At 68.5% G+C, this 12,407-nt stretch carries 17 protein-coding genes; 8 read left to right on the forward strand and 9 right to left on the reverse strand.

Annotated features, from left to right (window positions below):
- From pnuC to EV186_RS15055, 7 genes are all read left to right on the forward strand, one after another.
- Entirely contained in the window at nt 1–627 is a 627-nt protein-coding gene (gene pnuC / locus EV186_RS15025; protein WP_133849822.1) for a nicotinamide riboside transporter PnuC, read from the forward strand.
- Nucleotides 624–1,736 (forward strand): AAA family ATPase, encoded by a 1,113-nt coding sequence (locus EV186_RS15030; protein ID WP_133849823.1) that lies wholly within the window; start codon nt 624–626, stop codon nt 1,734–1,736. Before pnuC ends, EV186_RS15030 begins: the two co-directional genes overlap by 4 nt.
- A gap of 359 nt (nt 1,737–2,095) precedes the next feature.
- The gene (locus EV186_RS15035; protein ID WP_133849824.1) at nt 2,096–3,568 is read left to right on the forward strand and encodes a recombinase family protein; all 1,473 of its coding nucleotides are present in this window, start codon (nt 2,096–2,098) and stop codon (nt 3,566–3,568) included.
- Between the two features lie 830 nt (nt 3,569–4,398).
- Nucleotides 4,399–4,902 (forward strand): hypothetical protein, encoded by a 504-nt coding sequence (locus tag EV186_RS15040; RefSeq protein ID WP_133849825.1) that lies wholly within the window; start codon nt 4,399–4,401, stop codon nt 4,900–4,902.
- Between the two features lie 61 nt (nt 4,903–4,963).
- Nucleotides 4,964–5,419 carry a histone-like nucleoid-structuring protein Lsr2 gene (locus tag EV186_RS15045; RefSeq protein ID WP_133849826.1) on the forward strand — a complete coding sequence of 152 codons (456 nt, stop codon included), beginning with the start codon at nt 4,964–4,966 and terminating at the stop codon, nt 5,417–5,419.
- Nucleotides 5,420–5,426: 7 nt separating this feature from the next.
- The gene (locus EV186_RS15050) at nt 5,427–5,849 is read left to right on the forward strand and encodes a GntR family transcriptional regulator (protein WP_133849827.1); all 423 of its coding nucleotides are present in this window, start codon (nt 5,427–5,429) and stop codon (nt 5,847–5,849) included.
- 92 nt (nt 5,850–5,941) lie between these two features.
- A complete protein-coding gene (locus EV186_RS15055) occupies nt 5,942–6,367 on the forward strand; it encodes a hypothetical protein (protein WP_133849828.1) in 426 nt (141 codons plus the stop codon).
- Between the two features lie 9 nt (nt 6,368–6,376).
- Here the strand turns inward: EV186_RS15055 and EV186_RS15060 are convergent, their stop codons facing one another.
- Nucleotides 6,377–6,748 (reverse strand): hypothetical protein, encoded by a 372-nt coding sequence (locus EV186_RS15060; RefSeq protein ID WP_133849829.1) that lies wholly within the window; start codon nt 6,746–6,748, stop codon nt 6,377–6,379.
- A gap of 66 nt (nt 6,749–6,814) precedes the next feature.
- Here EV186_RS15060 and EV186_RS15065 point away from each other — a divergent pair, with 66 nt between their 5' ends.
- Nucleotides 6,815–7,051: a hypothetical protein gene (locus EV186_RS15065; RefSeq protein ID WP_133849830.1), complete on the forward strand. Its 237-nt coding sequence runs from the start codon at nt 6,815–6,817 to the stop codon at nt 7,049–7,051.
- Here the strand turns inward: EV186_RS15065 and EV186_RS15070 are convergent.
- The 8 genes from EV186_RS15070 to EV186_RS15105 are packed head-to-tail and all read right to left on the reverse strand — an operon-like array spanning nt 7,040 to nt 12,381.
- Nucleotides 7,040–7,363 (reverse strand): hypothetical protein, encoded by a 324-nt coding sequence (locus tag EV186_RS15070; protein WP_133849831.1) that lies wholly within the window; start codon nt 7,361–7,363, stop codon nt 7,040–7,042. The genes EV186_RS15065 and EV186_RS15070 overlap by 12 nt on opposite strands.
- 14 nt (nt 7,364–7,377) lie before the next feature.
- Nucleotides 7,378–8,367 (reverse strand): LysM peptidoglycan-binding domain-containing protein, encoded by a 990-nt coding sequence (locus EV186_RS15075; protein ID WP_133849832.1) that lies wholly within the window; start codon nt 8,365–8,367, stop codon nt 7,378–7,380.
- Nucleotides 8,368–8,382: 15 nt separating this feature from the next.
- Nucleotides 8,383–8,883, reverse strand: a complete 501-nt coding sequence (locus tag EV186_RS15080) for a hypothetical protein (protein ID WP_133849833.1) — start codon at nt 8,881–8,883, stop codon at nt 8,383–8,385.
- Nucleotides 8,880–9,251, reverse strand: a complete 372-nt coding sequence (locus EV186_RS15085; protein ID WP_133849834.1) for a hypothetical protein — start codon at nt 9,249–9,251, stop codon at nt 8,880–8,882. Before EV186_RS15085 ends, EV186_RS15080 begins: the two co-directional genes overlap by 4 nt.
- A gap of 9 nt (nt 9,252–9,260) precedes the next feature.
- Nucleotides 9,261–9,602: a hypothetical protein gene (locus EV186_RS15090; protein ID WP_133849835.1), complete on the reverse strand. Its 342-nt coding sequence runs from the start codon at nt 9,600–9,602 to the stop codon at nt 9,261–9,263.
- A gap of 15 nt (nt 9,603–9,617) precedes the next feature.
- Nucleotides 9,618–9,839: a hypothetical protein gene (locus tag EV186_RS15095; protein WP_133849836.1), complete on the reverse strand. Its 222-nt coding sequence runs from the start codon at nt 9,837–9,839 to the stop codon at nt 9,618–9,620.
- Between the two features lie 20 nt (nt 9,840–9,859).
- Nucleotides 9,860–10,966 carry a DUF5047 domain-containing protein gene (locus tag EV186_RS15100; protein ID WP_133849837.1) on the reverse strand — a complete coding sequence of 369 codons (1,107 nt, stop codon included), beginning with the start codon at nt 10,964–10,966 and terminating at the stop codon, nt 9,860–9,862.
- Between the two features lie 2 nt (nt 10,967–10,968).
- Entirely contained in the window at nt 10,969–12,381 is a 1,413-nt protein-coding gene (locus EV186_RS15105; protein WP_133849838.1) for a hypothetical protein, read from the reverse strand.
- Between the last annotated feature and the right edge of the window lie 26 nt (nt 12,382–12,407).

Below are 12,407 nucleotides of genomic sequence, written 5' to 3' on the forward strand. Positions count from 1 at the left end.
ATGTCACTGCTCGATCCCTTGAACGCCACGGCGATCACGCTCTTCGGCGCGCCGACGACGTGGGGTGAGGTGCTCGGCTTCGTCACCGGCGCGTTGTGCGTGTGGCTGGTCGCGCGCCAGCACGTCGCGAACTGGCCCATCGGCATCGCCAACAACCTGGTGTTCTTCGCGTTGTTCCTGCACAACGGGTTGTTCGCGGACGGCTGGCTGCAGATCGTCTACCTGGTGCTCGGGGTCTACGGATGGTGGGCCTGGCTGCGGGGCGGGGAACGCCACAGCGAGCTCGCCGTGTCGCGGACCACGCCGGTCCAGTGGTGGGCGCTCGCGGGCACCGGGGTCGTCGCGACCGCGGGCATGACCGTCTTGCTGGACACCGCGACCAGTTCGACGGTGCCGCTGGCCGACTCGGTGACCACGGTCCTGTCGCTGCTGGCGACCTGGGGGCAGGCACGCAAGAAGCTCGAGTCGTGGTGGCTGTGGATCGCCGCCGACCTGGTCTACGTGCCGCTGTACCTGTACAAGGATCTGGTGCTCACCGCGATCCTCTACGTCGGCTTCCTCGCCTTGTGCGCCATGGGGTTGCGCAACTGGCTCGGCGCGCTGCGACGCGAGGTGGTGCTGGCGTGAGCCGCTTCCGGCACGCGCTGGTGCTCGGCAAGTTCTACCCGCCGCACGCCGGGCACCACCACGTGATCCGCACGGCCGCGGCCGGCGCCGAACGGACCACCGTGGCCGTGCTCGGTTCGTCGGTCGAGTCGATCCCGATCGCCGACCGGGTGCGCTGGCTCGCGGCCGAACACGCGCGTGACCCCGGGGTGGCGGTGCTCGGCGACCTCGACGACCACCCGATGGACTACCACGACGACGCCATTTGGGAACTGCACGTCGGCGTGGCCCGTGCCGTGCTGGCCCGGCGTGCGATCCACGACGGCGACCCGGCCGCGGCGCCGGTCGACGCCGTCTACTCCAGCGAGGAGTACGGCCCCGAGCTGGCGAAACGGCTGGACGCGACGCATGTGCCGGTCGATCCGGCGCGGACGGTGTTCCCGGTGTCGGGCACGGCCGTGCGGGCGCGGCCGTTCGCGCACTGGTCGGTCCTGGCCGCGCCGACCCGGGCCGGGCTGGCCGCGCGGGTCGTGGTGGTGGGCGCGGAGTCGACGGGAACGACGACGCTGGCGAACGACCTCGCCGCGCACTACCGGCGCCGCGGTGGCGCGTTCGCGTCGACCACGGTGGTTCCCGAGTACGGCCGCACGCACACCGGGCACAAGCTGGCGGCCGCGCGGGCGTTCGACCCTTCAGCGTCCTTGGAAAGTCTGGTGTGGACAGTCGGCGACTTCGTCGATGTCGCCGCCCGGCAGGCCGCGGACGAGGACGCCGCCGCGGGCGCGAGCCCGATCCTGGTGTGCGACAACGACTCCTGGGCCGCCACCGTGTGGTGCGAACGCTACCTGGGCAGCAGCCACCCGGACGTCGAAACCGACCGGCGCCCGCACCTCTACCTGCTGACCGATCACGTCGGCGTGCCCTACGAACAGGATGGCTGGCGCGACGGCGAGCACGTGCGCGGACCGATGACCGCGCTTTTCGTGCGAGGGCTATGCGAGCGCGGGGTGCCATGGGCTTTGGTGGCGGGGAACCGAGCGCACCGGCTGCGGCAGGCGGTGCGCCTGTGCGACGAGGTGCTGCGGCGGCGGTTCACCTTCACCAACCCGTTGCAACCACCGTTGCCCTGACGATCCACCTCGGCAATTGCCTGCGGGACCCGATATGCGCGGGATTTGCCTCGCGCGCGCGAAGCGGCCCCCGCCCATCCCGGGGGGCGCCCCGAGATCCATTTTATCGGGGTTGTGGGTCGTGTGCGGGCGACGGCGGGATCTGTGGACATTACTAGATGAGTGACACTTTTTCCCATGACAGAGAAAGTGATCTTGTATCGCCGGGCAGTCCGAGATCCGCACGCTTTTGACCTGGCCTTTCAGCGTCCGCAGCAGGCATGCCTGGCGGTCCTTGCCGGGCTAGACCACCGTCTCACGAGCGTCTTTCAGGACGATCCGCACGGGTCGGTCGGCCCGTTTGAAAGGCGCTGATCGCCGTGAACAAACTGGTTGGAATCTACCTGCGGATCAGCGACGACCGCGAGGGCCGGGAGCTTGGCGTCCAGCGGCAGGAGGAGGACTGCCGGAAGCTGGTCGCGCGCAAGGGTGACACGGTGGTGGCGGTCTACAAGGACAACGACATCAGCGCGTCGACCCGCTCGAAGAAGGTCCGTAAGGACTACAACCGGCTGATCGCCGATGCCAAGGCCGGTTTCGTGCAGGAGATCGTCGCGTACACCTCTGGCCGGCTCACGCGCAGGCCGATGGAGCACGAGGGTCAGATCGAGCTGGCCGAGCACTACGGCGTCACCTTCGACTATGTCGCGTCGCCCAGTTTCGACCTGAATACGGCGGCCGGTCGCATGATCGCCCGCGTCCTGGCCGCTCGGGACGCCGCTGAGGCCGAGGAGATTTCCGAGCGGGTGCGACGGGAGAAGGAGCAGGCGCGCGAGGTGGGCGAGTGGACGGGCGGGGCACGGCCGTTCGGGTACGAGGGAGCCCAGTACGACGAGGACGGTGTGATCACGAACAAGCGGCGGGTCGGTCGGGCGCTGGTGCCGCGCGAAGCGAAGATGATCAAGGATGCCGTGCAGCGGGTGATCGCTGGCGAGTCGCTGCTCTCGATCTGTGAGGACTGGACCGCCAGGGGCTTGCCGACGCCGCGGGAGGCACCCGCCTGGTACCCGAGCACCTTGCGGAGCATCCTCAAGCGGGGGCGCAATGCGGGGCTTGTTGAGGACCCGGACGGCCGCATCCGTGATGGGGTGACAGGGACGTGGCGTTCGATCATCACCGTCGATGAGTGGCAGGCGGTGTGCAAGATCCTCAATGACCCGAGCCGCCGGACCTATCACGGGACCCGCACGTTGAAATGGCTCGGCTCCAACCTGTACGTCTGCGGGCTGTGCGGAAGCCTCATGCGCTCATCCGGCCGCACCTCGCAGGGGCCGGTCGGGGTCCGGTTGGCCACCTACCGGTGCAAACGGTCTTCGCACTGCCAGGCGCGGGCGCAAGGGACCGACGACGCTGTCCTGGCCGTCGCGCGGGCGTTGCTGAGGAAGTACGGGGGTGACCTGCTCAAGGCTCCAGTGGACGACAGCACGATCGAGCTGCGCAACGAAGCCAACGCGCTGCGGGTGCGTCTGGAGGAACTGGAGGACATGTACGGCGACGGCGAGATCAGCCGTGCTGGCCTGATCCGGCAGAAGGCCAAGCTGGACACTCGCTTGGGCTCGATCGAGGCGCGTCTGTCCCAGCACGCCGAGGACGCGGTGCTCTACAGCGTGGTACACGCGCCGGACCCGGCGGCAGTGTTCGACGTGCAGCCGATCTCGCGCAAGCGCGCGATCGTGGACACGCTGATGACGGTGACCATCGAGAAGGGCCGCAAAGGGCGTTTGCCCGCGGGCGTGAAGTTCGATGGCAGCCGGATCACGATCGTGCCCCGCGAGGGCCTTTCAGCCGCGTAGGAGCTGACTCGGCGATTAAGTCGGAATGTCCGATTGCGACCGAGGTGAGTCGTCATAAATACCGTCACCCGTCTGGCCTAACTTTGACCGGTCAATCGGTTCAGTCGAGACGCGCCGAACGAATCATGATCACAACCGGTGATCGTTCCGGTCTAGAACACTGTAGCGCCGAAGGGTGACCCATCCGACTGACGGACTAGTCGTTACGGGGGGTCGGCGCACACTTTGTGCGACATTTTGTGATCTGGTCAGTCCTATAGGTGGTTCACGAGTGACTGCTCGCTTTCCCCTGCCGACTACGTAGGGTCGCTGCTAGCGTCGAGCGCACCGCACGATTCGTTTCACATGATCGGAGGTCGCTGCCCCAGCCGGGGGGTTGGTGCAGCAACGAAGTAATGAGCAGTAATTTCGAGCCACAGTCAGGGGGGTCTGCGGGTGGGAGCGCAGACCGTGCCTGCGGCGGCCTGGCCTGCCGCGCCCGGTTGATCCCGAGTGTCGACGGCGCAGTGTTCGGGCTGGGCGGTGTCGGCGTGGCCGGTAGATCGCTAATGCCTCAGTGATTTTCCGGCCACGCCGTCACTAATTCACGTGCTTGATTAATCGCGCACTGCTTGAGTGCGTGGTTCCGGCCTGGATAAATGGCGGGGGAAGCTCATGAATAGCGTTATTGGTATCGGGGTGCTCGCTGCCCTGGAGGGGCTGGTCGGGGTGATCGGCCTAGCCGCAATACAAGAAGTTGAGCTGTGGTTTGCGCGTCGCAGGGCTCGTCGCATGTTGGCTGCGGTTTCCGTCTTGGCCGCCGCCCTGTATCAGCGGAATCGAGGACGGCGGTGAACCGCGGGACGATCCCCCCGTTCACGCTGAGCGCTGCTCAGCGTGTGCGGGACGGTCAGCACCTGCGCGAGGTCCTGGCGGCCTATCACGAGCCCGAGCTGCGATGGCGTGGCGCTGGCGCCGCAGCGGAGCGGGAGTTCCGGCGGGCCGGGCGTGTCCAGCTGATCGTCGTGGCCGACCGCATCATCGGCCTGACCGACGTCGACCCGCATCATCTGCCGCCTGCGCATGACTCACCGGTGCTGGGCGACCATGCGCGTCCGCGACGGCAGCGGAAGACCCATGGTGGCGCTGGTCGGCGTATGCCGACCACGCTTGACGAGCTGGTCAAGCGAGCACGCAAGGCGGGCGCCGAAGTCTCCCTGGGCGGCCGTCACCTTCGTGTCCAACGGCCGGATGGTGAGCCGGTGATCATTTCCGTAAGTCCGAGCGATTGGCGCTCGATCAACAACGCTGCACACACGTTGTGTCGCGCCGGGGTGAACGTCATGCGTTTCTGACCTCACCGCAGCAATCCTTACCAACCATTATCAGCGTTCGAGAAAAGGATGTTCGTTTCTCATGGCACAACGAGTGCGCACGCTGCTGGTCGATGACCTGGACGGCACCGAGGCTCACGAGACCGTGACCTTCGGTCTGGACCGGCAGAGCTTGGAGATCGACTTGTCCAGCGACAACGCCGACCGACTCCGCACCGCCCTGGCTGAATTTATCCAGGCTGCGCGGGTCGTCGGCGGAGGACGCAAGCGACGCCGGGTCAGCACGGGCAAGGACGGAGGCCAGCCCAAGGTCGGCCGCAAGACCCCCGTCGCGCAGGCGACGTCGATGCCCACCACGACCGGCGAGCAGGTGGCGGGTCAGCCTCAACCCCTGGCGTTCTCGGCCGAGGTTCGCCAGTGGGCCAAGGGCCAGGGCTTGAAGGTGAGCGACCGTGGGCGCATCGCGAACACGGTGATCGAGGCATACCAGTCGCGTACCGACCCGACGCCGAAGGCGCGTACCAAGAAGGCCAGGTGAGCCACGGGTGTATGACGGGCGTGCTCCGGACGGGCGGCACCCCTACCAGCGCATCGCCGATGTCTTGCGCCTGGAGATTGAGGCCGGCAAGTACGCTCCCGGCACCGCTCTACCGTCCACGCGTGATCTGGAGAAGCGCTTCGGTGTATCGCGGATGACGGTGCGGTCGGCCGTGCATACGCTGCACCAGGAGGGGCTGGTGCGCCCCCAGCACGGCAAGGGGGTGTTCGTCCGGCGCTTGGACGATCAGGCAGTACTCGACACCCCCATCCGCTCGGACCCTGGGGACACCGCTGGCTCAGGGTCCGAGACGGACCAGCCGGGCAATGACCCCGTGATCAGTCGATTGGACGCTTTGAACGAGCGCGTGGAGGGCGGGTTGGGCATCGTGCTGGAACGTCTCGACGCCATCGAGCAGCGGTTGACCTAGCCGGACGACGACGTGCCCCCGTGCCGACCGATGTCGACACGGGGGCACGATTCGTAGCAAGGTGATGACGCGCCGTCGAACAGGAGCGAGGCATGGGGTTCTGGAAAGACGCCTGGAACACCGAGGTCAAGAACATGAAGGAGCGCTTCCGCAACGCCAAGGAGGAAGGCACGGCGCAAGCTGAGTCACGACTCGCAGGCAACTCGTTCCACGGCATCCACGTGCACCAGGGCCGCGTCCACTACGAGAAGCAGAGCGTGTCCCTGGCCGGTGCCGAGGCGTTCGTGGAGACCGCGGGACAGATCGAGCGGCGCGGTCGTGGGTTCCTAGCTGTGGGCGGCATCGGTGTGGTACTCGGCCGCAGCAAGGACAACCGCGAGCTCTACCTTGGGGTCAAGGGCACCGATGGGGCGTTCGTCGTCTCGCTCGACCCGGACAAGGGCAAGCAGGCGCGGGAGTTCGCCGCCAGGATCAACGCCATGGCAGCCTCGGCCGGCCAGCCGCCCAGCACGAGCTGAGACCCCGGCTCACCGCAGGTCCCGATCGACAGGCGTGCCATCAAGCCGCGTGTCGTCGAGCCGTGTCCGCTCCCGCCGCCCCTTCTGCTTCAAGCAGTGAGCCGGGCAGTACTGCGTGGTCGTCACCGACCACACGTCGTCGCGGGTATAGATCGCGAAGGTGACCTTGCCTAGCCAGGCGCCATCAGCGCGACGCACCCACTCCGACAGCATCGCAGGCACCTCGGCCTGGGTGTTCACGCCGTTGGGCACGTTCTGGTAGTCCTCGTGCGGGCCGCGCGGGAACAGTTTGGCCAGGTCAACCCACACGTGCACGGGTGGCTCGACCCGGCGCACAGGAGGCGGGCCAGGGCTCTCCCCGTTGGCCGCCCCGTCGCTCATACGTTCGATTCAAGCATCGCGTCAGCGTCGCTGTCGACACGACGCATGACGTGTCACAATCGAAGGATGGCGGCGGACCGCAGGCGACCCGGAGTGTGGCGGAAGGCCATGCTCGCGGTCGGTGCGGCGCTGGCGGCAGTGGCAGCCGCTTCGGCCGGGTTCCACGAGGCGCCGAACTTGTTCCAAGCCGCCAGCACCCTCGTCGCCGCTGGCCTGGCTGGATGGCTCGGCATCACCGAGCCGTCAAAAAAAATGCGCCGGAAGAGTGGACAAAAGCTGGACAGTTCACTGTCAATCGCCTGACTCGGCGGGGATCAGTGGACGTCCGTCCGTGTCGCGTGGATCTGACATCGGCGTGACCTCCGGCTCGGCGGCGCGCAGGATGTGCAATCCGTGCAGCACAGCGGTGACCGCAGTGATCAGCGTCGCGGCTGCCGCCACCAGGTTGTTGAGAGCCGTAACCTGCTCGGCGTTAAGCAGTCCAAAGGTGACTGCTGCGGTGAGGGCAGCACCGAGGACGGACACCCAGGCACCGGACCGGATGGCCTCCAGGATCGGCCTAGGGCGGCTGTCCAGTACGGCCGAGGTGACCGGCTCGGCTGCGGGTTCGGTCATCGGTGGTGGTCTCCTCAGTAGTGGATGACTTGGCCCGCGTAGATACGGTCCGGGTTGGACAGATGGTTGAGAGCGACGAGCGTCGGCACGCTGCGGCCCAATACTCGAGCCAGCGCTGACAGGGTGTCCCCAGGCCGGACCGTGTAGCTCTTGCTCGCGGGCGTGGCCGTAGCGGCGCCGGGCGCGCCGGGCCGCTTGAGGATCTGCCCGACCTGGATCACGTCGGGGTCGGCGATGCGGTTGGCGACCGCGACAGCCGAGACGGTGACGTGCCACATCGAGGCGATGCGCGAGAGCGTGTCGCCCGAGCGCACGACGTACGTGTCCTTGGTCGTCGACGTGGCCGGCGGATGCGTGGCGGGTGGCACGACCGGCGAGGCCGGGATGGGCCGTGGCACCGGGACGTTGCCGATGGTGATGGCCTGGAGGTTGTAGCCCGCCATGGTGGCGTTGCGATCGACATGGCCGGGGATGCCGGGCACGGTGCCGGTGGAGCTGTGCTGGTGACACGCCATCCGCGAGTAGGTCCAGCCGGGGGCGCCGGGCTTGCCGTTGTAGCGAGCGATGTGGCCGAGGATCGTGCGGTTGCTCCAGCGGCCGGGTTGAAGCGTGGTCACCCACCAGTCGAGGTTGCCGTAGCAGTCCAGCGGCGAGACGCCGAGCTTGTCGTAGAACGCGATGAGCGCGGGGTTGGCGGTGCCTCGCACGTCGACGGACTCCAAGTCGGCCATCGGCATCAGGGAGCCGAGCGCAAGGCACCCGGCGTCACCCGCGACGTCGCGGAAGTGGCGGGCTTGCGCGGCGGCATCTCCCGCGCGCAGGAAGTGGTAGGCGCCGACACGGATGCCCGCGGCCCGGAGCTGCTTGACCTTGTTCGCGAACGTCGGGTCGACGTAGTTCGTGCCCTCGGTCGCCTTGACCCAGGCGTAGGTGATGCCGTTGTTGCGCACGGCGTGCGCATCGGCGATGGCGTTGAAATGGCTGACGTCGATGCCATAGTCCATTGAGGACTCCTCCGTTTAGGGGCACACCGCGCGTGGTGGAGGCGGGTAGGGGTGGGCCTGCTGCTGCCGCTTCACTGCCTCGCGCTTGGCGAGGTAGTCGGCGATGGCGTGCTGCACTGCGGCCCGGTCGACGGCGTTGCCGCGCAGGGCGCCACCCACGGTGGACATGAGGTCGTCCAGCGCTTCCTGCGCGTCGGTGCTGGCCTGAGAGCGGGCATCGAGTGCGTCGGCGAAGTCGTTGGAGTAGTCGGCCTGGCACTGCGTGAGCCGGTCCGTGGCCGCCGACTGCACCAGGCCCTGGATGACCGTGAGGATGCCGAGCACGACCACGACGATCGCGACGACGGTCTGCGAGCTGATCCGCGGGATACGTGGCTTGCGCTGCATCGTGTCCTCTCCGGTCACGGCATCGGCGATGCGCTGGACGTCGCGGGCGGCGTGACCGGCGAGGTAGCCGCCGAGGAAACCGACCGCGGTCCAGCCGAGGGACTGCGCGAGGTAGGAGGCGACGATCACGGGTCCGCCTTGTCGCTGGGATTGGGGCGTGGCTCGTCATCGCCGCTGATCAACTTGCCGAGCTTCTTACGGGCTGACCGCACGGCGTCGTCCTTGCGGCCCAACGCGTAGATCCCGCCCACGACGATCGCGAAGATCGCGTTCACGGTGGGGTCTCGCCGGTCCGGCTCGATAAAGCCGATGACGACGTTGAACGCCCAGACGGCGCTAATGAGGACTGTGAGACCGATAGTGACGGCACGAGGTAGCACGCCGTCACCGTCGCGGATGCACAGGGCGCAAGACCAAGTGCAATGTTGGCCCGAAAGGTTGCAGTGCGCCGCGAAATGTTCCACGCGCCAAAATTGGGCCAACATGCCGCTGCGCACTGGCCGACATCAGGCGGCCTGCGTGGTCGCCTGGTTCGAGCCGCCCGAGGTCTCGGTGTAGGCGCCGGCCATGGCGTCCCACAGGCTGTTGACGGTGAACTCGACGTCGTTGTCGGTGGCGTCGGGGTTGACTGCCGGGTTGGCGGACACGCCCCAGGCGAAGACCTCGCCCCAGTTCTCGGCGTGCTTGAGGACCTGGGTCGCGAGGGCGCGGCGCATGATGCGGTACTGGGTGCCGTCGTAGACCTCGTTGCCGACCGCGACCGCGGCCTTGACCGTGGCGGCGGTGACGCGCCGGATGAACGGCGGGTAGGCCGCGAGGTCGGCCACATCGGTGAGCACTGCGGGCATGCGTTCTCCTTGGTGTTAGGCGATTTTGCCCAGGGCGATCCAGCCGCCGGGCGTGAGCGCCAGCACGACGACATCGCCGACGGCTGGGGTCCAGGTGGCAAGGCGGGGCACGGTGAGCGACGCGCCGCCGGAGGTGGTGACGGTGAGGGTGTTGTTGATGACGGCGCCGACCTGTCCGGTGCGGAACCGTTCGGCCGTCTCGGTGAAGCGCTGTTGCAGGGCGCGTTCGGGTCGCATCACGGCTCCCGTGAGGACGGTCAGGATTCGGCGGGCAGAACGAGTGAGCGGGTGGTGATCTGCTGCGCCTCGCCGACGCCGAGCGGGATGGACACCGTGTCCACGATGTGCAGGGTTCGCGTGCTGCCCTGCACGACGGCGATCACGTCGCCCGCGTCCAAGGCGGGGTTGGTGATCGCGGTGAGGGTGACGGTGGCTTGCATGCCGGTCGTGCGGGCCAGCAGACCGGCTGCTGCGGTGCGGCATTGCGTGACCGTGGTCAGCAGCGGTGAGGTGTAGAAGCGCGGGCGGCGACCGAACGGGCCGTTGATGTAGGTGGGGCTGGTCGGGTCGGTGTCGGCGACGATCGCGTAGACCGGTGGTGTGCCGTCGGATCGCTGGCCGGAAGCGACCACCTCGTTGTAGGTCAGGCTGCGGGTCTGGGTGTCGCTTTTGGACACGAGCACGCCGTCCGCGCCTGCGGCGATGACCCAGGCGACCGGATCGGCCAAGGTGGGCGTCGGCCGGATCACGAAGTTGCCGATGGCGTCGGCGAAGGTCTCGGCGCCGATGGCGTCGGTCAGGACTTCGATGCCGTCGGCCCACCGTTCGCGTTCGATGTCCAGCCGCGCGGCGACCTGGGTCGAGCCTGTCCGGTCGATGACCGTGACGCCGGGCAGGACGGCGGTGATCAGCCGGGTGATCTCCGCGACATTGGTCGCGCCGGCATGGGTTTGAGTCGGCTGCTCGAACCGTGCTTCGGCGACGGTGCTGGAGCGGTCCGCAACGGACACGGTGAGCGCGGCGTCGCCGGAGCTGTAGGGCCGGTCGCGGCGGACTTCGGTGATCGGGCCGCGGATGACTGGTACCCACTCGGTGCCGACCTGCGGGATGACGATGCCGTACTCCACCGCCAGTTCCGAGCCCAAGGGCGAGAGGACCGCGAGCGGGTCGGCGGGCCACCACACCGGGTCGGCGATGCCGACCGTGCCGGTGCGCCGGACCTGGCTGGTCGCGTCGCAGGTGATCGAACCGGACGACACCGGCATGGTGACCGCGCCGTAGGCGGCGGTGTAGGCGGTGGCGCGCACGGTGATCGAGTGCGACCCGGTGAGGACGAGTTGGGCGAGCGAGGACAGCGGCCACACGGTTATGCCGCCGGGAAACTGCTGGGCGCGTAGGGCGCGTCCACGACGGTGAACGAGGCCGCCAGTGCTCGGCCTTGGCTCCACTGGGGACGGCCGACGGCGCTTTCGGTGAGGTCTCCCAGGGCGATCCACCAGCCGTAGCCCAGGCCGTAGTCGGCCGGGGCACGCAGCAGCAGGGGCGCGCCGTCGGCGAGGAGCTCCAGCAGCGCGTCCCGGTCGGCGAACGTCGCGGCGTCCAACGTCAGGGCGCCGGTCGGTGCGCTGCGGGCGGCGGACACGACGACCGGGCGAGCGCGGCCGATGATCGTGTAGGTCGCCGACACCGCGGTGCGGGTCAGGTCCGGGGCGGCGGTGACCCGTGCCCGTACCGGTTGCGCCGGTTGGGATGGATGCGAGAGCCAGGACCGGTCACCGCCGTCCAGGGTGGTGGGTTCGGAGGTGGCGCTGCCGCCGCCGAGTGCCGGGTTGATCACCTGATAGCTGACCGGCACGTCCAGGGGGGCTTCGCCGTCGATGAGCGTCTGAAGCGGCGCGCCGACTGAGGCAGACAAGCCCGCAACCCCGGTCCACGACCCGCCGAGGGAGTCGCCGTCGACGTAGCTGCCGTCGGTGGCGCCCAGCTCGTGGGTTTGGTGGGTGGCGTCGAGCGTTGCGCCTGTGGGCAGGCTGGTGGCGGCGACTTTGACGCTCGCGGTGATCGGCCCCTGGCCCATCGGCGCGGTCGCGGTGACGACGTGTCGTGCCCACTGCGCGACGCTGCGGTTGATGGCGTTGCTGCTGAGCGCGGACGTGCTGGAGGCCAGCGCAGTGCCGGTGCTGTCGGTCCAGGTGATGGTGATCGTGACTGCGCTGGGTCGGGCCGAGATCCGCAGGTCCATGCCGACGGTGACGATCTGACCGGGCGATGCGACGACGAGCTGGGTCGGCACCGTTAGTCCACACGTACCCGCCGCCGCGAGCGTGCACCGGACCGCGGTGCCCGGCGGGGCTGGTCCGTCGGTGAGGACGCTCAGGGCCGGGTTGCCCTCGCCCGGCACGTACCCGGCGAGTCCGGCGGCAGCGGACGGGTTGGGCGCCAGGTTGCGGCGGGTGACGCCGAGGACGGTCAGCGGGTAGCCGCCGCGCACCGGGGTGCGGCTGCCGTCGGGGTGCAGCCGCACGATGTGCACGGTGGTGACGTCGGGCCACCACGCCGTCAGGGCCACGGTGCCGGCCAGCGCGTTCGGGACGGCGATGATGCCTCCGAACAGCGCGCCGACGAGCGGCGGTGCGCCACCGGCCCATGACCCGTAGGCCCAGGGCCAGGCGCCGGTGGCGACGGCGTAGGTGTAGCTGCGGGTGCCGCCGGGGATTGGCGGTGGCAGTACCTGTCCCGGTGGGACAGTGGCCGAGACGTCGTTACCTGCCCACGGCACGAGTCCGCGGGGGTACCGAGACCACA

This window comes from Labedaea rhizosphaerae, assembly GCF_004362825.1.
Lineage (GTDB): Bacteria > Actinomycetota > Actinomycetes > Mycobacteriales > Pseudonocardiaceae > Labedaea > Labedaea rhizosphaerae.

Coding starts and splice junctions, on each gene's coding strand:
- EV186_RS15095 (WP_133849836.1), bottom strand. CDS start 9,839: ATGCGACCCGAACGCGCCCTGCAACAGCGCTTCACCGAGACGGCCGAA.
- EV186_RS15090 (WP_133849835.1), bottom strand. CDS start 9,602: ATGCCCGCAGTGCTCACCGATGTGGCCGACCTCGCGGCCTACCCGCCG.
- EV186_RS15060 (WP_133849829.1), bottom strand. CDS start 6,748: ATGAGCGACGGGGCGGCCAACGGGGAGAGCCCTGGCCCGCCTCCTGTG.
- pnuC (WP_133849822.1), top strand. CDS start 1: ATGTCACTGCTCGATCCCTTGAACGCCACGGCGATCACGCTCTTCGGC.
- EV186_RS15055 (WP_133849828.1), top strand. CDS start 5,942: ATGGGGTTCTGGAAAGACGCCTGGAACACCGAGGTCAAGAACATGAAG.
- EV186_RS15070 (WP_133849831.1), bottom strand. CDS start 7,363: ATGACCGAACCCGCAGCCGAGCCGGTCACCTCGGCCGTACTGGACAGC.
- EV186_RS15075 (WP_133849832.1), bottom strand. CDS start 8,367: ATGGACTATGGCATCGACGTCAGCCATTTCAACGCCATCGCCGATGCG.
- EV186_RS15065 (WP_133849830.1), top strand. CDS start 6,815: ATGGCGGCGGACCGCAGGCGACCCGGAGTGTGGCGGAAGGCCATGCTC.
- EV186_RS15045 (WP_133849826.1), top strand. CDS start 4,964: ATGGCACAACGAGTGCGCACGCTGCTGGTCGATGACCTGGACGGCACC.